The organism is Streptomyces sp. NPDC020780 (assembly GCF_044334475.1).
In the GTDB taxonomy this organism is placed as follows: Bacteria; Actinomycetota; Actinomycetes; order Streptomycetales; family Streptomycetaceae; genus Streptomyces.
This window is the reverse complement of the sequence record NZ_JBIRTB010000004.1, coordinates 97,805-121,094: the sequence shown is the minus strand read 5'-3', so window position 1 is coordinate 121,094 and position 23,290 is coordinate 97,805. Positions and strand designations below refer to the sequence as shown.

Here is a 23,290-nt window from a genome sequence, read left to right as displayed (position 1 = left end):
GGTCCACGCACCGGCGAGCGCGCCCGACGGGCCGATGCCACGCGTGCCACGAAGAGGCGAGAACGGTCGGGATGCCTGCCGCCGCCGATCCTGACGGCGCCAACCGTCAGCTGCTGACAGAGTGATCCCGCGCGCTGACTCCGTCCGCCCCGGCCTCCACCACCTCCATGGCGGCGGATGCCGTCCGTGCGAGGCCGGTCTGCTGTGCCACTCCGTCGACGGCTGTACCGGTCCGTGTGCCGGCATCTGCGGCCGTCAGAGCGGTGCCCGTCAGCACCGGCGCCAGATCGTCGGCTTGAGCGGCAGGGGCCGAGGCAAGGAGGAAGGTTCCGGCCGCTGTCGCGGTGAGGGTTCGCCATACGTTCATGAGCGGTACAACGTGCCCCTCTCGCAAAGGACACGCAGCCGGCCCGCAGGGCGGCCTGCGCACGCTTTCGGCTCGCCGGCCGGCAGCCCCGGGCCGGACGGGCCCCTCGAGAGGGGTACGCCTCCCGACGGTCGGATGCGTGTTCTTCCCTCATCCCCCTACACCTCATCGGAACGCCGGCCCGAGCTCGTGGGCCGGCTCCCTGTGAAAGCCACACGTAACGCCCTCTCGGCGCGCAGACGCAGTGGACGGTACGGGCTGGACCTCATCGTTCCGCCCCCGCCCCTCGGCCGCCGCTCCTCCCGGGACACGGCCCTGGAGAGTACGGTTCGAGCGACCCGCTGAACAGGTGCGACGCTATGGCGTGCGGCTTGAGGTGCCACGCAACGTGCCGGTGCTTCCGGTCAGTCCGGGGACTGCCCCGTGCGTGTGTGGGGGGTGCGCCGATGTGCCTGCAGGAGGCGGTGTTGCTCGGGGGTCAGGACGACTTCCCCGACGGGGAGTTTGTCACCGAGCAGGGCCGCGTGCGTGGCTTGCGTCAGGGAGAGTGTCACTCCGACGGCGTCGAGTTCCGAGAGCGTGACCATCCCCTCCACCGGTGTCACAGGCGGGGGAACCGGGGCCCCGGACGGGATGGAGGTGCCGGCGGTTTCGCCGTCGCCGTACGCGGGGACGGCCGGGTCCGCGCTGCTGGCGTCGTAGTGGTCCCTGCCGTTGTAGTGGATCTCGATCACTTGGGAGGCGCCGCTGGGGCGCACGCTGCGGGTGTCGGCCAGGCGGCCGTCGTACGCCACCTCAACCCTGGCTTCGAAGGCGTGGGCGAGCAGGGGCAGGAAGACTTCGCCGACGTCGTCGAGGTAGCGGTCCTCCCAGTGGGACACGGCGTCCAGGACCGCGTGTCTCTCCGCGGTGTCCAAGGGGGCCGTACTCGTCGGGTACACGGCCGCCAGTTCCCCTCGCAGACCTGCCACTGACCGGTCGACCAGCGTCTCGGCGTCCACGCCGTGGTGCGCGAGCAGTGAGACGAGCCCGGCCCGGTGCAGTCGCGCGATCCGGTCCCCGAACTCCGTCACCGTCGACAGGCGCAGCTGCCCGACGACGGAGTGGGGCAGGCGGCCCTCGCTCGCCGTCAGGTAGGTGGCGACGGCTTCGCGCATGGCGGTGGCGACGGCGGTCTCCGGGCCGCCGGGGTAGTGCGTGGTCGTGGACCTGACCACCGCGCGGCCGCTCAGGTCCGCGCGTACGGTGCCCGGGTCGCCGAGCCAGGCGTACGCGTCGGGGTGGGACCGCGCGAGGCCGGGCAGCCGGCTGCGTATGTACGCGGGGTCGCTCGCCATGAACGAGAAGAGGAGGCACTCCCCGGTGCCCGGAACCTGCACCGGCCGGCCTCGTGCCGCGTCGGACGGACGCGGAGCGGGCGGGGACGGCAGAAGGGGAGAGGCCCGTTCCGTGTCCGTGTCCGTCTCCGTCTCCGGATCCGGCTCACCGGTTCCGGGGCCGCGTACCGGCCCGTCGGTCCGGGGCCCCATGGTCGGCCCACCGAAACCGGACCCGACCGCCCCACCCGTCGGTTCGGCCACCTCGCCGGCCGGCTTCGGGGCGGCCCCGGCCGGCGCGGCGACCTCACCGGCCGGTTCGGCCGTCTCGTCCGTCTCCTCGGTCGGCCCGACCGTACCGCCGCCGCTCGGTTCGGCCGTGGTGTCGGTCGGTTCGGTCACCGCACGCGGCGGCTCTACCCAGCCGTCGGCCGGTGCCGCCACCTCCCTGGCCGGTTCTACCGGCCCGGCCGCGGGTCCGGCCGCATCGGCGGTCGGATCCGTCGTGCCGACCGGCCCGTCCGGGGGCGTCTTCGTCTCAGTCCCGCCCCACGTGTCCGTCCCCCGAACCACTGTCGCCTCGGGTACCGCGAGCCGGTAGTGGCGGCCGGTCAGGCTGAGCACCACACGCGGTCCCGGGCGACGGGGCGGTACGTCCAGCGAGTGTGTCAGGTGCCCTGTGGGGTCCGGCGGGAGCGGACGGAAGTCCTGGAAGCGCCCCTGGTCGTCCACGACCGTGATGTCGACCCCGAACGTCCGGGCGGCCAGCACCGGCAGCAGGTCCGCGGCACCGTGGTCCCAGCCCGCCTCGCCCTGCGCGTTCCCCGGGCGCATCAGCTGGGCGACGGCCAGCGCGGCCCGGGCCTCGGGGCCCGGGGTCACGGAGTGCGGCATCAGGCCGCCCAGGCCGTCGAACTCGCGTCCGCCGGGGGTGCCTTCGCCCAGCGGTCCGGACCCGCGCAGCCCCGCCCCGGTTGCTTCGGCGTCGCTGAACGTGTCGGTCTCGTCCGGGGCGACGGAGTCGAGCAGGTCCGCGTCCGACGGGTCCGTGAGCCGGGCGGCGAGCGCCCGCCGCGTCGTGTCCACCGCTGCCCGCCGGTCCGTGATGTCCACCCCCAGGTCGGTGAGCAGATGCGGCGCGCTCCTGCTCAGCCCGTCCACGAGCGCGTGGAGGAAGGCGTCCCCGTCCTGGGGCACGTCGTGCAACGCGTACGTGACGTGGTCGGGCGAGATCAGCCGGGCGCCGTCACCGGTGCCGGTCCTGGTGTACACCGCCGGCCGGGGTGCGGCCCGCAGCCCGGTCGGCGGAGGAGCCGCGGCAGGCTTCCGGTAGCTCACGGCTGGGGGCTCCGGCCGTCCCGCGAGACGGGCCAGGCCCTCGGCGGTCGCCGCCTCCTGGTGCCAGCGGGTGAGCTGGTCGGTCGCCGCACGCACCCGGTGGTACTCGGCTGCCGCGGTCTCCGCCGTCGTCCTCAACGCGTCGAGCAGAGCGCGCCGGTTGTCGAAGGCGCTGACGGCGGCATCGCGTCGGCCGGTGGCTGCCGCGACCCGGCGTGCCGCTGCGGCCACCGCCTCCTCCGCCCTGGTCACCTCGCGGTCCGCCTCCTCCGCGGGCCCCCGCAGGACGGCGGCCCTGGCTTCGACGGACCGCAGGAGTTCCTCGGCCGTGGCAAGCGACCTGCGGGCCTCGGCGATCTGCTCACGCAGCAGCTCCGCCCAGCCGTCGTGAGCGACCTCACCGGCGGACTCCACAGCCGCCGCGAGGTCGGTCCGTGCCGCTCCGACCTGCTCGCGCACCTCGTCCCGGCGGGCTGTCGCCGCGGCCAGGGCGTCGCGGGGCGCTCGGGCGGCCCGGACGGCTGCCTCCAGACGCCGGCGGTCCCCTTCGGCGGATGCCAGCGCGTCCGCGAGGGCGAGGTGCGCGGCGTTCCGCTCCTCCTTGAGGCCGATCGCCGGGCGCCGTTTCTTCCAGTACGCCTTGTCGGCGTCGACCCACGCCTTGCTCGCGGCGGTGACTGCGTCCCACGCGGTTGCCACCCGGGCGGGGAAGTTCGTGTCGTCGATCAGCCCGAGTTCCCTGGCGACGTCGTCCCTGACCCAGGCCAGGGCGTACGCCTGGGAGCTCACGGCCTTCGGCCCGGGCCGCACATGGCCGAAGGTCCCCCCGACGAAGCGGCCGAGCCGGGTGTCCTTGATACCCCGCCGTACGTCGGCGACGCTCAGCCAGGAGGTGGGGACGGCGAACAGGAACACCCGCCCCGTCTTGGGCTTGGTGTTGATGGAGGTCAACTGGTCCGCCGAGGTGGGCAGCGCCTCACCTTCGGCGGCGTACGGCCCCGTGCCCGACCCGCCCAGCTGGTGGAGGCCCGTCTTGTCGGAGCTGATGAGCACGCCCGCCCCGAGCGCGGAGTCCTGGGTGTTCTCCCGGCCCACAGATGCCGCGGCACCGACCCCGGTCCGCCGGAGCACCTCCATCTTCTTGCCGTCCGCGACGGTCAGCAGCCGGGCACGGCTGAAGTCGGGTTTGGCGTACAGGTCGAGCTGAGCCCGCTCGTCGCCGGCGATGTTCTTCTCGCTCAGCCCCGGTACGCCGTAACCCTGCGGGGTCGTCGCCCGGTGGTAGTACGCCGTCAGGGCGGCGTTGCCGGTCGCGTCCTCCAGCGCCTGGGCCGAACCGGTGCCCAGCCGGGTCAACCCGGTGTCCCTGGCCCGGCGCGGTGAGTCGGGCCCGTCCATGGAGAACCCCGCGTCGTAGGAGAGGGCGAGCGCGTAGGTGTTCGCGACCTGGATGTCGGCGAGACCGACGATACGGCGCACGTCGAAGCCGGTCTCGGGGAATCGGAACGGTCTCGGCGAGCCGTCCCCGTGCGGAGTGTCGGGCCCCAACACGTACGGCGAGAGGTCCTGGCGGGGGGCGGCGAGTCCCGTCAGTCCGGGCGCCTCCAGCAGCCCGTCGCCCGGACCGGTCTCGGGGGCCATCAGACTCATCGGGACGTGCTCGCGCAGCGTACCGGCGGGGCCCTCCTCGGTGAGAACCTGCTTCCCGCGGAACCGGTCGAACCCGGCACGCACCGGGCCTCGTTGCCCGGAGGGCGGATCGTCGGCCTCCAGCGTGATCCGCAGGGTGTAGGGAGTCGCGATCTCCGCGTACGGTTCCGTCGAGGCCACCCGGAACACGGTCAGGGTCGATGCGCTGCGGCTCTCGCCGCTGGATTTCCGGCCGGATCCGGTCTCCGTGAAGGTGGGGCCCGCGGCCACCGCCGTGGCGTTCTCCGTGTGGACCGCCTCCCCGACGAGGTAGCCGAAGTCGGCGCCCTTCGTCGTCTCAGCGCCCTCGGTGACGGTCTCGATCGCCCGCCGGTTCTCCTCCATCTCCACACTGTGGTCCAGCATCGTGAACTCGGCGCGGCCTGGCACCAGCTGGACCCTGATGCGGACCTGCCGCTTCCCCAGGCGGACGCTGTGCCACCCCCACGCCCCGGTACGGGCCGGGACCGACGCACCGCCGCCCGTCATCTCCTTGTCCAGGGCACGCATGACCCGGGACGAGACCAGGGTGCGTACGCGTTCCCGGCCCGCGTCGTCGAGACCGAGCGTGGCCACCCGCCGTTCGAACGCGGCCAGCACCGCCGACGGGTCGAGCGCGTTGACGGCGTACGTACCGAAGTTGTTGTCCCCGAGCCACGGCTGCGGGGACCAGCGCTCACGGGTGTAACGCGGCACCTCACCCATGCCGTCGTCGATCAGCCCCACCAGGTGCGCACTCTTCTCCGGCACGTGGGCCAGCCAGCCGCCGGGCACGCTCGTCATCCGCCCGGCCGCCGAAGCCAGCCAGTCGGGCACGAGCGGCCGGCCCACGGCCGCGGAGCCCAGCAGGCTGGACGCCAGCGCCAGCCAGTGCTCGGCGGTACCCGACACGAGCACCTGGTGGCCGAACCCCTTGCGGTTCATGTCGTGGACGAAGGAGCGGGTGACCGTCCTGCTCCTCTGGTCGGTCCTCGACCAGGGGCTCGCGACCAGACCGTACGTGCCCAGCAGCCCGGGTCCGGCCGCGTGGGCGCGGGCGTAGACCAGCTGCCCGCCGGTGAAGAAGGTACGGGCCTTGGTGAGCTTCCCCGCCGACTGGCCGCTGGCGCCGAGCACCATCTCCGTGTCCATCGGCACCGCTCCGGTCAGCGCCCGGATGCCGTCCACCGCCGTCAGGTGCCGGAAGGTCGCCCAGAGCGTGGCGTAGGGGCCCTTGCCCATCAGCCCCGACGCACTCCAGCCCAGCGGCCCGGAACTCTGGTCGAAGTTGGCCGTCAGATACTGGGCCTGGAAGGCCCGGAGCACGGCTTCACGGGTGGGCGCCCCCTCCTCGGTCAACTGCCACGCCCCGCCCGACCCGGCGGCCATGACCTGCCCCAGCGCGGTGAGGAGTGCGGGCGAGGGCACCACACCGACGGTCAGGAACGGATGGTTCTGCAGCTCCCGGAACATCCGCGACCCCCGGCCGTCCGGTGTGACCGGGCCCGCTTCGCCCACCAGGTCGGCGGCACGCACCAGACTGCCGGGCCGGGACAGATCGCCCAGTGCCAGCGCCCGCGCCCGCTCGGGCCGCAGGACACGCACCGGCTGCGCGTCGACGGCCGCGTACGGGTCGGCCGTCCCCCGGCTGTGCGGGTCCACGGCGGGGGCGTGCGAACCAGGGATGCTGATGAGCACCTGCCCCCTCCGGGGTCCGCCACCGACCGCACGTCCACCGGACGTGGTTCCGATGAGCAGGTCCCGCGGCTGCCGGAAGACGAACGGCTGGGTCCCCAGCAGGCCCAGCGTCGCGGCCCCGCGCAACAGGCCGCGGAAGCGCCAGTACCCGCCGCGGTCCACGGTGAGCGAAAGGTCGTAGCGGTACAGGTGCGAGGGTCCGGCGCTCACCGCCATCGGCTCGTGCGTGGCCGTCGCACCGAAGCCGGTCTCCTCGTCGGACTGCCACCCCGCGCGCACCCCCGCGCTCGGCCCGCCCGCATTGTGCGGGGCACCGATGTCGTCCGCCATCGGGTCACGGAACGCGATCAGCCCCTCGGCCCCCACCTCCCCGAGGCGCTTGGCACCCTTCTGACCGTCCACCCGCTCCACACCGACCGAGCTGTAGCGCAGCTTGAAGTCGTCCTGGACACCGGCGAAACGACGATTGGTCAGCTCCCCGCGCAGCCATATGTAGCGGTGGCCCTGCCCGATCCGGCCCGGTTCCTCGAAACGGACCCGGACCCCGGTCGTGGTCAGCGCCTCCAGATTCCCCGCCATGCTCCGGTGCGACAGCGCGCCGAGCACCTCGAGCGTGTTGGCCAGTGCCGTGCGGTACTCGTCGTCGCTGCGCCACTGCGAGGGCACCGGACGCCCACCGGCGGGCGGACCGGACGGGTCCAGCAGGGCCGCCGTCCGCTCCCGCCACGTCCTGCGCTCCGGCGGCGCCAACTGGTCGAGCCGGGCGACGAGCCCGGGATAGGCCCCCGCGAGCGCCGTCAGCACCTCATCGGCGAAGGTGTCCAGAAGGGTGCGCGGCTGCCCCGCCGGGCCCGGCCCGCCCGTCCTCGTCCCGTCGGCGAAGGTGAACTCCTCGACCCGGTGCATGCCCAGGGTGGGCGGCCGGTCCCGGGTCAGGTACGCGGGGGCGAACGGCTCGGGCACCCCCGCCCGCAGTGCCCTGCGCAGCCCGTCGTCCCACCCGGCCAGCCGCCGCGCCTCCGTACGCGTCATCCGGTCGACGCTCCAGGTGTGGAACTGCTCGGCCCGGCCGGTGCTGCCGCTGAGCTGGACGTGAACCGTCTTGCGCACCAGATACAGACCCGTGGGATCGCCCTTGACCTGGCCGGCCGACTTGACCGCCCCCGAGCCGCCGAGTCCCGCGGTGCGCGACACGGAGAAGAGATAGCGGAACGCCCCGCCGAACTGGAGCCGGAGGTTCAGGGCGCCGTCCGCCAGGTCGAAGAAGTTGAAGGCCGGGCCCGCGACCCCGTCGATGCCGATCGCCGCCGTCTTCTGGAGACTGCGCTCGTTGCGCACCGTCAGGGTGTTGATGTCGCGCATCTCGGCGTCGGCCGTCTCGGTGATCAGCGTCGCCCGCCCCGGCACGACGTCGACGACGAAGACACCCAGAGGTGTCCGGGCCTTGTCGTCGGCGAACAGCGGGACGGTGGTCACGCGGCCCCTGGACAGGGCCGGACTCTGCCGCTGGAAGCTCAACGAGGAGAAGAAGGAGTTCAGTTCGCCGTAGGCGGTGCTGCCCGGCGCCACTCCGATCTCCGCCGCGGCCCAGTCCCGCATCCGTGAGACGGGCCCGAACCCCTCCGTCCGGACCAGCCGGTAGGACGATTGCCGGTCGAGCTCCAGGGAGCGGGGGATCCGCCCGGGGGCGGCCTTCGTGCTCGTCACACTGTCCGGCAGCCGCACGGACAGCCCGTCCCGTATCGCGAACCCGAAGACGGCGGGCCCGGTGCCGGTGCCGGTCACGGTCCGGCCCTGCGCGTCGGTCACCCGCAGCTCGTAGTACACGTGGTCCAGGTAGACCCGGGAGCCGTCCAGCGAGCGGGTCTCCGTCTGGGTCGTGCCCTGCTCGGTCTGCCCGTACGCCACCCGGTCGGTCCAGCCGAGTCGCAGACCTATCCGTCCGAAGCCGCTGAAGGCCACCGCTCCCACCGGTCCGACGGGCCCGCCCAGCGCCAGCTGGGTCACCGACTGCATGGTCTTGCTCTGCCCCGCTGTCCCGGCCGACCGGTGCATCCCGTCCACCTTCACCGGACTGCCGTACGTATCGGTGAACTGCTCCCACTCCCCGTAGTGGCGCACGGTGAGCGCCAGCTTGCGCACACTGCCGTCCTCAGCCGTGTAGGGGAAGACACGCCCGTCCCCGGCCAGCGTCTTGGGCTCGTGCGTGAACGCGTACGTGACGTCGTCCAGCAGTGCGGATCCGGCCGGGCGGCCCTTCCTCGACCGTGCCGGACGCACGGTGTCCCCCTCCTGGGACAGCACCCGGCCGATCTCTGCCAGTGCCTGCTGCTTGCCGCGCAGGACGACGTCGCTGTGCCCGAAGGTCATGCCCCCCAGGACCAGCGGGAGCGGGACCTCGGGCGCCACGTCCGCGAGGAGTTCCGCGACGTCGTCGATGTAGGCGGGCATCCGGGTGCCGTTGCCGAAGTCGACCGGCTCCCGCCGCCCGCCGAGCGGCCGGGGCATGTCCCGGTCCAGGACCGGAGGCCTGATGCCGGGCAGGACGGGGGCGTACGGCTCCGCACCGGCCGTGGCCGGCCGCACGGTGGACGGGGCACCGGAGACGGCCGGAGCGAGCGCCGCGGGGGAGTCGGCGTAGGCAGGGACCGGGGCCGGGGCCGCGGTGGTTGGTGCGGTGGGGGCCGGCGTCGAGGGGGTGGAACCGGTGGTCGTGGGGCGGACAGCGGGTGGGTCCCCTATGTGCGCTGCGATCAGGTCCAGGTGGCGCCCGCGCAGGCCGCCCTGGGCGAGCCCTTCGGGCGCGGGACGACGGTAGTCACCCAGAAGGCTTCCCCCGACGTCGGGGCGGTGGGGTGCGACCGCGTGCCGGGACTCGTCGCGCAGCCCGAGCATGTGCGCGATCTCGTGCACGTAGTCGACGGCGTCCCCGTCCGCCCACCACGCGGACCGCGTCATCTGCCGGCCGCGGCCGATGAAGCGGACGTTGAGACCGTGGGGGTGCGGATCGCTCTCGACCTGCTCCACGCTCACGTGCAGCAGGTCTCCGTTCGGCAGCCGGTGACCGGGGGCGTTGAACACGGCCTCGACTCCGGTGAGGACCTTCTCCCATACGCCCTGCGGCAGCCGGCCGGAAGCGCCGACGCCGACCTGGACCGTCAGGTCGGTGACGAGCTCACCGCCTGCTTCGAAACGCCGGACGTCGAACTTCGACTGCACCACGAACTGGGTCGTACGACCCGGCCGTTGCGGGTCGGGAGGTGCCGACAGCGGATCGACCCAGGTGGACGAGCGCGTCTCCGGCACCGCCCCCGCACGCGCCGCCTCCCAGGCGGGTGACCCCGGGGTCACGGGCCCGCCCGTCCCGCCCGCGCGGGCCACCTTCGGACCGTCCGGCGCCCCGGGATTCGGTGTTTCCTGCTGCCCGGCGGACTGCTCGGCGGACCGGCTGTCCGGCGACGACGGTGCGGGTGAGGGCGGTGTAGGTGCGGGCGCGCCCGGGCCGGAGACGGGGGTGGCGGCGGACGACGGGGCCGTGGACGAGGTGGACACGGGGGAGGGCAGGCCCGGCGTGCCCGCCGCCGACGAGGTGGAGACCGGCGACGGTGGTGCCATGGGCGGGGCGGCTTCCGGGAGTACGGCCGGGGCGTGCGGCGGCGCGAGGTCAGGTTCGTACGCCGCCGACGGGACACCTTTGCTCGCCGGGGCGGAGACCCCGGTGCCGACGGTGTCGTCGGAGGCGGTGGTACCGGTGCCGGGGGTCTCGAAGCGGGCGGTTCCGGAATCGGCAGGGGACTCCTGACCTGGCCCATCGGCCGGGCCCGTTCGATCCACGCTCGGTGCTCTCCACGGGGGCGGAGCAGAAGAGGCCGGGGAAACGACGGACGAGGACGGCGCCACCGTATGCGGCACGGTGGTCGCCTGCCACGACGGCTCCCTGCCGGACACGGCGTCGGCGCCCTCGTCGCTCGGCTCTCCCACCGCGGCCGACCACCCCGGGCCCCCAACTGCCGCACCCCGCCCGGCAGCCGGCGGCCGTGTCGCCTCCGAGGCCGGGGGCACGTCCGTGCCCACCGACGGCGGAGCGGGCGCATGCACCCCGGAGCGCCGCGCCATCCCTGTAGCCGGATCCGGGGAGTCCGGCGCGAGGGGCGGCAGCCCGGCAGGCTGTGAAGCAGCCCCGGAATCCGACTCCAACCCCGGCACACGGCTCCCGAACAAAGTCGTGTCCCGCGTTCCTCCCGGGGTACCGACCGCCGGGACCGGGGCGGGGGGCGCAGCGGGGACCGGGCCGGGCCCGTGGGCCGTCCGCGGATACGCCGACGGGGGAGTGGCCGTCGTCGCGGATGCCGTGGGCGGCGTGGACGCCGTGGCGACCATGGGCGGCGTGGACGTCGTGGGGGGCCCGGCCGGGACCGACGGTGGTGTGACCGCCGGAGGCAGAAAGGCGGGCGGCGCAACCGGTGAGGGCATCGGGGCCGGAACGGGCACGGTGGCCGTGGACACCGTGCTCAGGGGCATGCTCCCCATGACGTTACCGGGCCCCGCTCCGGGCCCGGAGGACGGCGGCACCGTACGCACCCCTGGCGCACCTCCGCCAGCTGTACCGCCCGTTCGCGGCGGCTCGTTGAGCCCGTCGGGAGCCACCGCCGGGGCGAAGAACTTGTTGTTCAGCCGGAGTGCCGCTCCGCCCGCCGCGGACTCCGCGTACATGCCGAACACCCCGCTGGTGCCGGACCCGACGAAGGTCTCCCACTTGAACTCCCACGTACCGTCGAAGGCTCCGGTGACCAGCACCTCCGCAAGGCTCTCACCGAGACCTGAGACGACGAAGGCCGCGGGGACGTCGTAGACGTCGTTGAGTCCCTTGGAGACAACCGGATTCCACTTCGGGATGTCGATGTTCAGATGGTCGACGTGGTGACCACCGTTCCTGAACCAGTTCTTGAATGTGTTCGAGGCGCGTCCCAGGACGCTCTCGAAGACACCCCCGAGTGCACCGAACGCCGCCGCCTTTCCGACATCGCCCCAGTCGATGCCCGACGGTCTGCGCCCCGGCGGGTTGATCGCGATCTGGGCGAGCTTGACCGCCAGCGTCTGGATCGCCTCGGCGAAGGCCTCGCTGAGCGCGGGCGCGAGATGGGTCATCCGCAGCAGCCGGTCGATGATCATCAGCAGGGCCAGCCGACTGCGGGCCCGGGCCAGCGCCATCTGGGAGATGGACGTACCGCCGGTGAAGAACGCCAAGGCGGCCAGCAGGGCCAGCTCGATCAGGAGCATGACGACCTCGGCGATGATCTCCCACTTCGATTCCTGGATCTTCATCGAGTAGTCGATCTGGCCGCGCGCCATGTCGTCCAGCTGGTTGATGAATCCCTGGAGCCGGTCGGTCCCTCCGTCGTTCGTCAGCAGGGACAGCCCCTGGGTGTAGCCGCGTGCGACGTCCTGCGGAAGCGCGCGGCCGGCGTTGTGTACGGACTGCTTCACGGCGTCGCGCAGTTCGAGTACGCGTTTCGCCAGGTCGAGGTAGAGCTCACGGCTGTCCCAGGCCAGGTTCTCCCTGGCCTGCACCGGCATTTCACCGAGCAGGACCCAGAGCATCTTCCTGACGTCCTCAGGAAAATCGATCTCCCGCACTCAGTGCTTCCCCTGCCCGCCAGCGTCCTGGGGGCGTTCGTGCGTCCTTCTCCCGTGGGCCTCGATCCGGTCGGTGGCGTCGGTGCGGGTGCTCTCGATGTTCTCGAGGTTGGTGAGCGTCGCCGAGACCAGCGCGTCCAGGGCCTCGTACAGCCCCTGGACGATGTCCGCGCAGTACGTGTTGTTCCGCTGGTACTGCGGACGGGCCTGGCGAGCGAAGTCGTCCGTCCAGCCGGGCCACGGCGTGTAGGCGCTCTCCTGGTGCCGGAAGTCCTGGACCATCCGCTTCGCCAGAGCGGGCAGGCTCTTCATCTCCTCGATGCTGCGCCGCAGACCGCTCGGATCCGCCTCGTAGACCCCGCTCATGTCCGGCCCCTCTTCCGGGACACCGGAGCCCCGGGCCGCCCGCCGCCGGGTGTGCCGTGGCCCTTCTCACGCAGGCGGTCACCACTTCCCGCACCGGCGGACGCGGTTCCGGAGAAGCGCCCACTGCCGACGGCGCACCCGCCGGACGCCGGGACCCCGCCACCGGGTCGGTGCGGCGCCCCGGAGGACCCACGCACACGGGGGAATCCCACCGGGAGTACCCGCCCTTGTGCGTCCCCCGGACGGCCTGCTCCCGTACCGGCGCCGGACCGGCCGTGGGCGTGCAGACAGCGGACGGTGAGATCCACGGCCCGTGCGGGAGCACGGACGGTCAGGCGGTACGGTCCGGCCTTCTGTCTGACGGTCATGGGCCCTCTCTCCTCCGGGAGCCGTATACGCCCGGACAGACATCGCTGCCCGAGGTGCGGGTGAAACGGATCGTAAGCACGCAAGCCCCCCGCCGGGGGCCTTCCGGGGGGCGTGCAGGCCGACCCTCCGCCAGGATTCATGGGCGCGCCCCGGATCGTTGTCCCGTTGTTCACCACTCCTGGTCCATGCTTGCCTCGCACCCCTGTATGCCCCACCCCGTGCACGCGGTTTCCCGCGGGACACCCGCCGCCCGCGCGCCGGCACCGATCGGGTCGACCATGAACCGGCGTTCTCCGGCCGGTCCATGGTCGCGACGGGCACGCGCCCGGCAGGAGGCCGGAGCGTTCGAGCCCGGGGGCTCCACGACAGTCGGACGCGGTCCTCGACCCGGGATCAGTGCCGGAGAGCGCCGGCGAGCGGAAGCAGGTGAGGGAGGTCAGCCGGTCGTCGTAGCCGGCGCGTCCTCGAGGCGGCTGACCTCTTCCACGCGGCGCCGCACGCGCAGAGAGCGGCCGTTCGAAGCCATGGACCCCGGCGGGCCGGCCGAGCGCCAGGTGGACGTCGCCGAGGTGGGCGAGCGTACACACCTCCTCGGCGAGGTCGTCGAGGTCGCCGAGGTCGTGGAAGGGGGCGTGGGCACCCGTCGTGGGTCAGGGCTTCTTCATGCGGGCCTGCGGCATGGCGTCCTCGCCGGGCAGAACGCCGGCGTCACGCGCAGAACGCGGTGTCGGTGGCCGACATGACGGCCAGTGCCGCCTTCTCCGCGTCCCCGAACGTGCCCGGGAGCGCTGTCACCGCGATGCCGACGGAGCGGCCGTCGTCGGTGGCGCCCCCGCGGGTCTCGAACCCGTCGATGTCTCCGCCGTGCCCCCAGTAGACGCCTCCGCAGCTCAGCGGGACGCTGAACACGCCGAGTCCGTACCTCCAGCCGGGCAGGATCGGTGCGTCCACCGTCTTGCGCATCTCTGCCAGTTGCAGAGGGGGGACCAGTTCGCCGTCGAGCAGGGCGCGGTCGAACTTCGCGAGGTCGCTCGGGGTCGAGACCATCTGCCCGGCGGCCCCGCCCCAGGACGGGTCCATGGTCGTCGCGTCGATGACCCTGCCGCTATCCGCGCTGCTGAGCGCGTACCCGTGCGGGTGCGGCTCGCGGATGGTGCGCTCACCGGGCTGGGGCCAGTAGGTGTGGCGCAGGCCTGCCTTCCTGATCACACGTCGTGTTATCTCTTCCTGGACGGGGCGCTCTGTCACCCGCTCGATCAGCAGGCCCGCCAGGAGGTAATTGGTGTTGCTGTACTCCCACTTGCTCCCCGGAGGGAACTTCGCAGGGTGGGAGAAGGCCGCTTCGAGGAGGTCGTGAGGGTGGAAGAACTTGTTCTGAACCCTGGCGAAGTTCTCCAGGCCGATGTGTTCGGTGTAGTTGGGCAGCCCGCTGGTGTGCTGGAGCAGTTGGCGGACGGTGATCCGGCGGCCGTCGATGCCTTCGCCGCGTACCACGCCGGGGAGGTACGTCTCCACCGACTCGTCCAGTCGGACTCTGCCTTCGGCGACCAGTTGCAGGACGACGATCGCGGTGAACGTCTTTGTGTTGCTGCCGGCGCGGACCTGTCCGTCGCGCGGGACCGGGACGTGCCTGCCCAGTCGGGACGATCCTGCGACCAGGGTGGCCGTTCGGCCGTTCCTGTTAACGTAGGCGAGGGCGGCCGGGAACTTCTCCTGGCTGACGAGTGAGTCCAGGCTCTTCTGGAGAGCGGCCTCCTTGCTCGGCCGGGAAGAGATGTCCGTCGGCTGCTGGGCGAGCGCCACGTTGGTCAACAGGGCACCTGCGAGGCCTGTCACCGTCACGGCCAGCAGGCCCCTGCGCAGCTTCGGTGAGAACTTCCGGTCCATCGAATGGCTCCTTCTGCTTTCGGGTCGGCATCTCTACGATGGCGGGGTCCGACGCGAAGATCATTGGGGCTGGCCACCGAGTCAGAGGTACGCCTTGCACCACCGTCGAGGTACGGTTCGCCGCTCTCGACGCACCGCGTAGTCACGTGTGGGCTCGCCCCACCCGCGCCCGCGCCGAAGCGTCCGCGAAGGCCGCTTTACCTCCCAGGTGGTCACGCACCACCTCATCGACGTCTACGAGGCGTCCCGACGGTCGACCGGGTTGGCATCAGACGAAGTGGGTGAGCCCCAGCTGCGGCGAAGTGACGAGTAGCTCTCTGTGATCGGAGTGACGCTCGGTCAGGGAGCTCGAGACAGGGTCCGGGGACCTCCCCGACCTGAAGAGCGGCAAAGTCGGCGTGGGCCTGTTCGACAACTTCGGGGCACGCCTCGCGCTCGGCGAGCGCGGGGAGTTCGGCGGCGTCGCTGCCGAGCCGCTTCGTCTCGTACACGGTGAAGACGGCCCGGCAGTACGGGGCGTACGCCTTGACCACCCGCGCCGTACGCAGTGCCTGCTCGACATGGGGGCGGACCCGGACGCGGGTGCTGATCTCCTGGCTGAAGATCTTGTCCCTCCGGGATGCCGGGCCCCCGCGAGCGCGTCGAACTGGGAGTCGAGTTCGGGCCCGAACGTCGAGCAGCGGGCGTAGCCGATGCGGATGTCCGCGCTCGGCAGGTCCGGGTCGATGGGCGTCGGCGGCGGGGTGCCTGGCCGCCAGGGTCGGCCCGTGCCGCGGTCGGCCGGGGCCAGGATTCGGAGGGCCGCCCCACCCAATCAGTTGGCCAGCCACATAATCGGTGGTACTTTTATGTGGCTGGCCACGAAAGTTGGTCGGTGCGGCGTCCCACTTCAAGGAGAGCAGTCATGAAGGCCATCGTTTTCGACACGTTCGGCGGCACCGAGGTCCTGCACGAGGCGGAGATCGACACCCCGCAGCCCGGGCCCGGCCAGGTCCGTGTGCGCGTCCAGGCTGTCGGCGTCAACCCGGTGGACGGCAAGATCCGCTCCGGCGGTATGGAGGCCATCTTCCCCACCACCTTCCCCGCCGTGCCCGGCGGCGAGATCGCCGGAGTGGTCGATGCCGTCGGTGAGGGCGTCGACCACCTCAAGGCCGGGGACGAGGTGCTCGGGTGGTCCGACACCGGCTCCTACGCCTCGTACGCCCTGGCTTCCGCTGCCGTCCTCGCGCCCAAGCCCGCCGGTCTGGACTGGGCGCACGCCGCGGCCCTGCCTGTGGCGACCGACGGCGCCGAGCGCGTCCTGGACCTGCTCGGTGTCACCTCCGGAGAGACGCTGCTGATCCACGGGGCATCCGGGGCGCTGGGCACCATCGCCGTCCAGCTGGCCGTTGCACGTGGTGCCCGCGTCATCGGCACCGCGGGCCCGGCCAACCAGGAGTACGTCACGTCCCTCGGTGCCACCGCGCTGGTGTACGGCGACAACCTGGTCGAGCGGGTCCGGGCGCTCGCCCCCGATGGGGTGGACGCCGTCCTCGACGCCGCGGGCAAGGGTGCGCTGGAGGACTCCATCACTCTGCGCGGCGGCACGGACCGAATCGTCACCACCGCTGACTTCCGTGCCGCTGAGCTCGGCGTCGTCTTCGCCGAGGGTCCCCAGCGCCGCTCCGCCGCACGCCTCGCCGAGCTGGCCCAGCAGGCCGCCGAGGGTGCCCTGGTCACCACGATCAGCGCCACCTACCCCCTCGCCGAAGCGGCCAAGGCCCAGCAGGCCAGCGACGCCGGCCACAACCGCGGCAAGATCGTCCTCACTGTCAACTAGTCCGCCGGACCACGTGCTGTGCAATGAGGGAGCCGACATGTCAGACCCCACCTCGTCAGAGCTTCCGCACACGGCGGAAGCGGGGCCGTTGAGCTACGCCATCTTCCAGCTCGCCCGTACCCACCGCGCCCATGCCGCCGCCATGCTGCGCGCCATGAACCTGCACCCGGGGCAGGAGCTGCTGCTCATGCAGCTCTTCGACCACGACGGCCGGACCCAGGCGGAACTTCTGGAGCGGGCCGGCCTCGACCACTCGACCGTTTCCAAGTCCCTGCGCCGAATGCAGGAGGCCGGGCTGCTCACCCGGGAGCCCGCCTCCCATGACCGGCGGGTCATGGTGGTCCACCTCACCGATGCCGGGCGGGCGCTTCAAGAGCCCATCGCCGACATGTGGCGGACCCTGGAACAGGTTTCCGTGCGCGACCTGACCCCTGATCAGATCCAGGCGTTCACCACATGCGCGCGCATTATCGAGAAGGCGGTCAGGGACCACAGTCGCCAGCCACCTGGCGAGTAAGTGGCCACGGAGAGCCGGCTGACGTGTCGGCCCCAGCCGGGTCCTGCGGGGAGCGAGGGCGTGCCCGAGAGCAGCCCTCGCTCCCCACAGGCCCAGGAGAACATGCTCCACTCCGCCCATGACCGGCGTATTGAGTGCGGCGGGAGCGCACGGACACGCACGCGGTCTCTGCGGTCCCCTCGTCGCCACGCGAGGGCGCCCGGGCCCCAACCGGCCTTGCTGAAATGACTCGCACGCCCGCGACGCAGCAGATGCCCCCGATTTCTCCCTCTTCGTGACAAGTCCGTCCAGCGCTGCTCCGGCATCACCGCCGCCGGAAAGGCCCGGAAGCCTGGGGCGCGCCGACCCGGAAGCCGTGCTGAACGACCTTCAGGCGGTCTCCCACTTGATCGACGCTTCCGTTGTGGATGCTGACACGTGGACCTTCCCGTCCGCAGGTGGCGCGCACGCCACCGAAGCCGCCGGTTCCCTCCGCGTCCCGCCGCCCACAACGGCCTGTTCGGATCGAAGCCGGTCGCTCAGTACGCGACGGGCCAGAGGTGCGGCCCGGAGCCGGGTGATCCGTACGTCGCCCACGAGTCGGCCCGGCCGTACGCGGAGGAAGTCACCCGCCCCGTGCGTCTGCTGACCTTGGCCGGCCCGATGGGCGGCGAGTGGTGAGGAGGCGACGAAGCCGATGCCGAGCCGCCCTATGCTCTCTCCCGTTCGAGGAGGGCGTGGAAGGTGCGCGCGGGGCGACCCGTGAGGCGCTGGACGGTGTCGGTGACGCGGTCCTCCGCCCCCTCGGCGATGGCACGGTCCATACCGGCCAGCAGTGAGGCGAACTCTCTCGGTACGTGCGCCGCGAGATGGTCGCGCATCTGTTCGTAGGACAGGCGGTGGTGGTCCACGGGCCGGCTGGTGGCCTGGGTGAGGGTGGTGGCGATGTCGTCGTAGCTGAGCGCCTCCGGCCCGGTGAGAATGAGATCGGTGTTGGGGGCGGGTTCGTCGGTCAGCGCATGGACAGCGACGGCCGCGATGTCCTCCACGTCGACGAAGCCGACCCGGCCGCTCCCGGTCGCGCTCCGGACGACGCCTTCTTCGCGGATGCTCTGGGCGTGCGCGTGGGAGCCGGTGAAGTTCTGCATGAACCACGAAGGCCGCAGCACCGCCCACTGGTCGAACAGATCGGGCAGCGCCTGGTGCACTGCGCCGACCGCCGGGCCGCCCTCGGGGATGGCGGAGGAACTGAGCAGAACCGCACGGTGCACGCCGACCGTGCGAGCCTGCCGGAGGAAGGGCACCATGACCGACGCCGGGTCGGCGTCGCCTACGGGCGGTATCAGGTAGACGCGGTCGGTTCCGTCGAGGGCGGCGGCGTGGGTGGCGGGGTCGTACCAGTCGAATGCGACCGGCTCCGCGCCGGGGACGTCGACGGCGCGACGGCTGGCGGCCTTGACGCGGTGGCCGGCGGCTGACAACCGCGCCGCGGTGCGGCTCCCGGTGGTGCCGGTGGCGCCGATGACCAAGGTGGTACCGGTGGTCGTCATCGGCTGCTCCTGGTGAAGTCGGTGCCGGGTTCGAGGACGGCGAGCGGGTTCCAGTAGTCGCGGTAGGACGTGATGCGCCCGTCCCGGACTCTCACGACGGCGATGTAGGTCATGTCGAAGGGGCGGTCGGACTCCACCAGGCGGCCGACGCCCCGCATCTCGACCACGATGGTCTCCGGATCGTCGGTCAGGTGGATCTTCACGTCGGGGAAGTCGTGCAGATCGACGTGATCCGGATAGTGGCGCATGTACGCGGCGACGGCTTCCCTGCCCTCCAGGCGCTTCGGCCAGTTGTCAGGGGCGAAGGGGAACTCCATGAGGCCGTCCTCGGCCCACAGGGCGACCCATGCGGACATGTCCTTGTCCAGCAGTAGACGCAGGCTGTGGCGGTAGAGGTCCGCCGGAGAAGTCGGTGCAGACATGGGTATCCTCGATTTCGTAGAATATGGACCCTGGGTCCGCTTCAACGATACGGACCCCAGGTCCGCTTAGCAATCGGAGAGTGCACCATGCCCGAGCGCAAACCCCGCAAGGACGCCGTCCGCAACCGGCAGGCCGTCCTCGCGGCCGCCGACGCCCTCTTCGCCCGGGACGAGAGCCCGGAAGGCGTCACTCTGGCCGCCGTCGCAGCGGCGGCCGGCGTCGGCAAAGGCACGCTCTTCCGGGCCTTCGGCGATCGCCCCGGACTGCTGCGCGCCCTGTACGAAGCGCGGCTGGACCCGGTCAGGGAGGCTGTGGAAACCGGACCTCCGCCCTTGGGTCCCGCGACTGAGCCGCGGCAGCGTGTACCTGCCCTCCTCGACACCCTCCTGTGCTTCAAACTGGACAACCGCCACCTGATGCTGGCCCTGGAGGAAAGCGGGAGCAGCAGCCCGTACCAGGCGGATCATTACGCGCGCTGGCACGGCCTGCTCGCCACCGTGCTGCGGCAGATCCCCGGCTTGGCCGACAGCGACTTCACCGCCCACGCCCTGCTCGCAGCCACTCGAGCCGATCTTGTCGAGCATCTGGCCGGGCACGCGTGTGTGCCGCGGGAGAGGATGCGGGAGCAATTGGCGGACTTCACGGCCAGAGTCCTGGACGCGGGGGCAGAAAACGGGAAGCGTGGATCATCCTGAGCGCTGTACGGGGTAGTCGGAGGCGATCGATATTCGCGCTCCAAGACAGCGCAATGGGATGGGGCGTGCGCGGGTCCAGCTCATAGGATGCGCAGGAACTGCATCGATGACTTGCGGGGGCGTGTTGAGAGAGTTGGTCTGCGTCCCGCCGGAGGCCCGGGACCGGCTCGTCGTTCGGTTCGGCGCTGGAGTGCTCGGTTGGTGCGACGAGTTGCCGGCCCTCGTCCATGAGCTCGCCGAGCGTTGGCGTCTGGACCTTGTTGCGGCGAGCGGTGGAGGCACCTCGCGGGTGTTCCGCTGCGTGCAGCGTGACACTGGTGACTCGGTGTGGCTGAAGCTCACGCCCGAGCTCTTGATCGCACGTGAGGAAGCCGAAGCCCTGCGAGCCTGGGCGGATACGCCGTCGGTTGTCACTCTGCTGGCAGTGGACCTCACGGCCGGGGCTCTGCTGCTGGAGAACGTGGAACCCGGTGTGCCGGTACGGCAGCTCGTCCGGAATGCGCCCGATGTCGCGGCCCTGCTGCGAGAGCTGCAGGTCTCGCCTCCCGTGCCGGGGAAGTACTCCGTGCTGCGGCCGCTCTCGCGCCGGATCGACTTCCTGTTCGACTTGAGTGAACGCAGGTTGGCGATGGCCCGCGCGGAGGGCCTGGCTGCACGGGTGATGCTTGGTCAGGCTCGGAGGGCGGCCCTGGAACTTGCAGACCGCGGGCCTGTGGGGCTCGTGCATGGTGATCTCCATCCGGCCGACGTGTTGTCTGGTCCGGGCACCCGCATGGTGGCGATCGACCCGAGGCCGGCGTGGGGTGACCCGGACTTCGACGCTGTGGATTGGGTGCTTCAAGGAGTGGCAGATCGGGCCACGTTGGAGGAGAGGGTCGAGGAGTTGGCCGCGCTGGTTCCTGGTCTGTCTCCTCGTCGTCTGCTGGATTGGTGCCGGGCCCTGGCCGCCCTCAATGCGGTTCCCTGACTGTGTGCGGGGCGTGACGACGCGGAGACCCGGTTCCTCATCGTCCTGGCCGGCGGCTCGTCCGCCCGGTGGCTGTGATCGGTCCGCCGCTCAGTCGTTGTCCCTGGTCCTGTCAGTTGCTGTGGGCGCCCGGAGCGTAGTTCTTCAATGGGCCGGAGCTGAAGGGTGAGCAGGCGCGTGGCGGAGGTGCTGCCCTTATCGGCGGGGCTGCCGAGGCCCCGTAGTGCATCGCGCGGAGTGCAGCGGTTCATGGGCTGCCTGGCGCGGCGGCCGGGAAGAGCCAGGGTGCCTGGTCCATCGCTGGGGTGCGGGCGGGCAAGACCTTGAGGTAGTCGAGGAGGAGGGTGATGTAACTGTTGCGGCTGGTGTCCGGGGAAGATGTCGGGTGCCGTTCGTGGGTTGCCTCTTGCCGGCGTCGGTCCTGACTCACCTCGTCTCTCCGTTCTGGGCCGTGCACCCGGCCGGTGCGCCCCGCGCGGTCCCTCCGGCCGGTGCGCCCCGTGTGGTCCCTCCGGCCGGTGCGCTCCGTGTGGTCTCTTCTGTCGGTGCGGCCCGTGGGGTCCGCCCAGTCCGTCCCGTCGGCTCGGTGTGCCCCCTCGGTGTGGTGTGTCTGGTTTGCGTCGTTGGTGTGGTGTGCCCGTCCGGTCTGGTTGGTGTGGTGTGGTGGGTGTGCCCGTCCGGTGTGGTGGGTGTGGTGTGGTGGGTGGGTCCGTGAGGTGCAGGGGTGGGTTGTTTTCTGTGGCCTGCGGGCCGTGGCTGTTTCTTCATCGGTTTGCTGCGGATACCGTCATCGGTAGCCCTCCACGCATCCGTAGGGACAGCATCGGGTCCGCGACCGTCCGGTGTCCGGGCACGGTATGCAGGTCGAGGTCCCGGGTGACCAGCGCGGTCACCAGGACCGCTTCCATCATCCCGAGGTTGCTGCCTACGCAGAAGCGTGGCCCCGCACCGAAGGGGATGTAGGCGTACCGGGGGCGGGTGGCGACCGCTTGTGGAGCGAAGCGTTCGGGGTCGAAGCGTTCGGGGTCCTGCCATAGACGGGGATGGCGGTGCATGATGTAGGGGCTGATCAGGACGTCGGCGCCTGCCGATACGGTGTACGGGCCGACTTTGTCCGGTTGCTGGGCTATGCGGGGCAGGACCCATACCGGTGGGTAGAGCCGCATGGTTTCCTGGACGACCATGGTTGTCCAGGTCAGCCGGTGCAGGTCGTTGACGTCCGGGAGGCGTTCGCCCAGGACGTTTCTGGCCTCCTCGCGGACAGCGGCGCGGGCTTCGGGGTGGTGTTCCAGTAGGTGGAGTGTCCAGCTCAGGGTGCTGGCTGTCGTCTCGTGTCCTGCCAGGAGCAGGGTGACCAGTTCCTGCCGGAGCCGGTCGCGGACCTGCTGGGGCCGTGTGTTTTCCCGCCCGGCGGCCTCGATGAGGCGTGTCAGGGCGTCATCACCGTTTTCCCCGGCGTTCGTTCGCGCTTGCCGGTCGGCGACCAGCGCATCCGCTATCCGGTACAGCTCGCGGCGGGCCCGGCGGAAGCGGGTCTGGGCGGGCAGTGGGAGCCAGCTCGGTACCAGGCCCTGGGAGACCATTTCCCGCATTGCCTGGTCCTGGACCTCTTCGAAGGCGGGCGCGAGGGTGGTGTGGGAGGTGAGGTCGGTATCGAGGAGGGTACGGCCCAGGACGCCCAGGGTGAGTGTGGTGACTTCCTGGAGGACGTCGACGGGGCCACGTCCTTGCTGGGCGCGCAGGTGGGCGACCAGTTGGGTGGCTTCCTGGGCGACGGCGTGGGCCTGGCGGTTGATGCGTGCTGGTTTGAACGCGGGCGCTACCGTTTGGCGTTGGGTCCGCCATCTTTCGCCGTCGCTGGTCAGCAGGCCTTCGCCCAGGACTTGGCGGGACTGTACGAGGCCGATGCCTTTGTGGTAGTTGGTGCTGTTGTCGGCGAGGACGTGTTTGGCGTAGTCGGGCCGGTTGAAGATGTAGAGCTTCTTGGGTCCCAGGGAGACCCGTACGGCGTCGCCCAGGGCGGCTGCGTCCTTCATCATGCCCAGGCGGTCGACCGCGAACTTTCTCAGTAGGCCGGGCAGGGCACGCAGTGGTGGGCCCGGCGGGTCGGTCCTCATGCGGCTTCGCCTTTACCGGGGTCGGGGGCGAAGCGGCGGAAGCGGCCGCCGGAGAACAGCAGGGCTTCGCGTAGCGGCCAGCGCACGGCGCAGAGCACTTCGCCGAGGAAGATGGTGTGGTCGCCGCCTTCGTACAGTTTCTTCTTTTGGCATTCCAGGTGGGCGACGGCGCCGGTGATCAGTGGTGAGCCGGACTCCGGTCCGGGTTGCCAGGTGACGGCGTCGAACTGGCCGGCTCCGACGGGGCGTGAATGGTCGGCGAAGTGGCGGGCCACGGTTTCCTGGCCGGCGTCGAGTACCGACACCGAGAACGTCTGGGAGCGCTCCAGGCTGTGGTGCATCAGTGCGTCCTTGCCGACGCAGATGAGTACCAGGGGTGGGGACAGGGACACGGAGGTGAACGAGTTGGCGGTCATGCCCCGTGGGGAGTTGCCGCCGACGGTGACCACGGTGACGCCGGTGGGGAAGGCGCCGAACGCGCCCCGCAGCTGTTTACGGTCCTGCAGGTCGACGCGTTCCATGGGCGGAACAGTTGCCGGGCTCATGTCTGCCTCCCTGTCGGCGGCCGGGGGCCGGC

Annotated in this window: 12 protein-coding genes; 4 read left to right on the top strand and 8 right to left on the bottom strand. The window is 71.4% G+C overall.

What is annotated here, in order from left to right:
• Positions 1-106: 106 nt before the first annotated feature.
• The 4 genes from ACH4VO_RS09405 to ACH4VO_RS09390 form a co-directional block, all read right to left on the bottom strand.
• Positions 107-367: a hypothetical protein gene (locus ACH4VO_RS09405; protein WP_360988636.1), complete on the bottom strand. Its 261-nt coding sequence runs from the start codon at positions 365-367 to the stop codon at positions 107-109.
• Between the two features lie 404 nt (positions 368-771).
• On the bottom strand, positions 772-12,024 hold the full coding sequence (locus ACH4VO_RS09400) for a hypothetical protein (protein WP_360988638.1): 11,253 nt from the start codon (positions 12,022-12,024) through the stop codon (positions 772-774).
• Positions 12,025-12,390: a hypothetical protein gene (locus ACH4VO_RS09395; protein WP_360988640.1), complete on the bottom strand. Its 366-nt coding sequence runs from the start codon at positions 12,388-12,390 to the stop codon at positions 12,025-12,027.
• 1,077 nt (positions 12,391-13,467) lie between these two features.
• Complete coding sequence (locus tag ACH4VO_RS09390) at positions 13,468-14,646, bottom strand: serine hydrolase domain-containing protein (protein WP_360988642.1); 1,179 nt, start codon at positions 14,644-14,646, stop codon at positions 13,468-13,470.
• A gap of 904 nt (positions 14,647-15,550) precedes the next feature.
• Between ACH4VO_RS09390 and ACH4VO_RS09385 the strand changes: the two genes are divergently transcribed.
• Together ACH4VO_RS09385 and ACH4VO_RS09380 are read left to right on the top strand one after the other, a co-directional pair.
• A complete protein-coding gene (locus tag ACH4VO_RS09385; protein WP_360988644.1) occupies positions 15,551-16,465 on the top strand; it encodes an NADP-dependent oxidoreductase in 915 nt (304 codons plus the stop codon).
• A gap of 37 nt (positions 16,466-16,502) precedes the next feature.
• On the top strand, positions 16,503-16,982 hold the full coding sequence (locus ACH4VO_RS09380; protein ID WP_360988646.1) for a MarR family transcriptional regulator: 480 nt from the start codon (positions 16,503-16,505) through the stop codon (positions 16,980-16,982).
• A 689-nt stretch (positions 16,983-17,671) separates the two neighbouring features.
• Here ACH4VO_RS09380 and ACH4VO_RS09375 read toward each other — a convergent pair.
• Both ACH4VO_RS09375 and ACH4VO_RS09370 read right to left on the bottom strand, forming a co-directional pair.
• Entirely contained in the window at positions 17,672-18,511 is an 840-nt protein-coding gene (locus ACH4VO_RS09375; RefSeq protein ID WP_360988648.1) for an NAD(P)H-binding protein, read from the bottom strand.
• Complete coding sequence (locus tag ACH4VO_RS09370) at positions 18,508-18,933, bottom strand: nuclear transport factor 2 family protein (protein WP_360988650.1); 426 nt, start codon at positions 18,931-18,933, stop codon at positions 18,508-18,510. Before ACH4VO_RS09370 ends, ACH4VO_RS09375 begins: the two co-directional genes overlap by 4 nt.
• An 87-nt stretch (positions 18,934-19,020) precedes the next feature.
• Here ACH4VO_RS09370 and ACH4VO_RS09365 point away from each other — a divergent pair, with 87 nt between their 5' ends.
• Both ACH4VO_RS09365 and ACH4VO_RS09360 read left to right on the top strand, forming a co-directional pair.
• On the top strand, positions 19,021-19,629 hold the full coding sequence (locus ACH4VO_RS09365; RefSeq protein WP_360988652.1) for a TetR/AcrR family transcriptional regulator: 609 nt from the start codon (positions 19,021-19,023) through the stop codon (positions 19,627-19,629).
• Between the two features lie 121 nt (positions 19,630-19,750).
• On the top strand, positions 19,751-20,596 hold the full coding sequence (locus ACH4VO_RS09360; protein WP_360988654.1) for an aminoglycoside phosphotransferase family protein: 846 nt from the start codon (positions 19,751-19,753) through the stop codon (positions 20,594-20,596).
• A gap of 764 nt (positions 20,597-21,360) precedes the next feature.
• On the opposite strand, the gene ACH4VO_RS09355 is transcribed toward ACH4VO_RS09360, so the two are convergent.
• Both ACH4VO_RS09355 and sgcE6 read right to left on the bottom strand, forming a co-directional pair.
• Positions 21,361-22,713, bottom strand: coding sequence for a cytochrome P450 (locus ACH4VO_RS09355; protein WP_360988656.1), 1,353 nt, complete (start codon positions 22,711-22,713; stop codon positions 21,361-21,363).
• The gene (gene sgcE6, locus ACH4VO_RS09350) at positions 22,710-23,258 is read right to left on the bottom strand and encodes an NADH-dependent FAD reductase SgcE6 (RefSeq protein WP_360988658.1); all 549 of its coding nucleotides are present in this window, start codon (positions 23,256-23,258) and stop codon (positions 22,710-22,712) included. Before sgcE6 ends, ACH4VO_RS09355 begins: the two co-directional genes overlap by 4 nt.
• Positions 23,259-23,290: the final 32 nt, after the last annotated feature.

Excerpts from the sequence above, each read along its gene's own strand:
- ACH4VO_RS09405 (WP_360988636.1), bottom strand. The coding sequence starts at position 367 with ATGAACGTATGGCGAACCCTCACCGCGACAGCGGCCGGAACCTTCCTC.
- ACH4VO_RS09395 (WP_360988640.1), bottom strand. The coding sequence starts at position 12,390 with ATGAGCGGGGTCTACGAGGCGGATCCGAGCGGTCTGCGGCGCAGCATC.
- ACH4VO_RS09390 (WP_360988642.1), bottom strand. The coding sequence starts at position 14,646 with ATGGACCGGAAGTTCTCACCGAAGCTGCGCAGGGGCCTGCTGGCCGTG.
- ACH4VO_RS09385 (WP_360988644.1), top strand. The coding sequence starts at position 15,551 with ATGAAGGCCATCGTTTTCGACACGTTCGGCGGCACCGAGGTCCTGCAC.
- ACH4VO_RS09380 (WP_360988646.1), top strand. The coding sequence starts at position 16,503 with ATGTCAGACCCCACCTCGTCAGAGCTTCCGCACACGGCGGAAGCGGGG.
- ACH4VO_RS09375 (WP_360988648.1), bottom strand. The coding sequence starts at position 18,511 with ATGACGACCACCGGTACCACCTTGGTCATCGGCGCCACCGGCACCACC.
- ACH4VO_RS09370 (WP_360988650.1), bottom strand. The coding sequence starts at position 18,933 with ATGTCTGCACCGACTTCTCCGGCGGACCTCTACCGCCACAGCCTGCGT.
- ACH4VO_RS09365 (WP_360988652.1), top strand. The coding sequence starts at position 19,021 with ATGCCCGAGCGCAAACCCCGCAAGGACGCCGTCCGCAACCGGCAGGCC.
- ACH4VO_RS09355 (WP_360988656.1), bottom strand. The coding sequence starts at position 22,713 with ATGAGGACCGACCCGCCGGGCCCACCACTGCGTGCCCTGCCCGGCCTA.
- sgcE6 (WP_360988658.1), bottom strand. The coding sequence starts at position 23,258 with ATGAGCCCGGCAACTGTTCCGCCCATGGAACGCGTCGACCTGCAGGAC.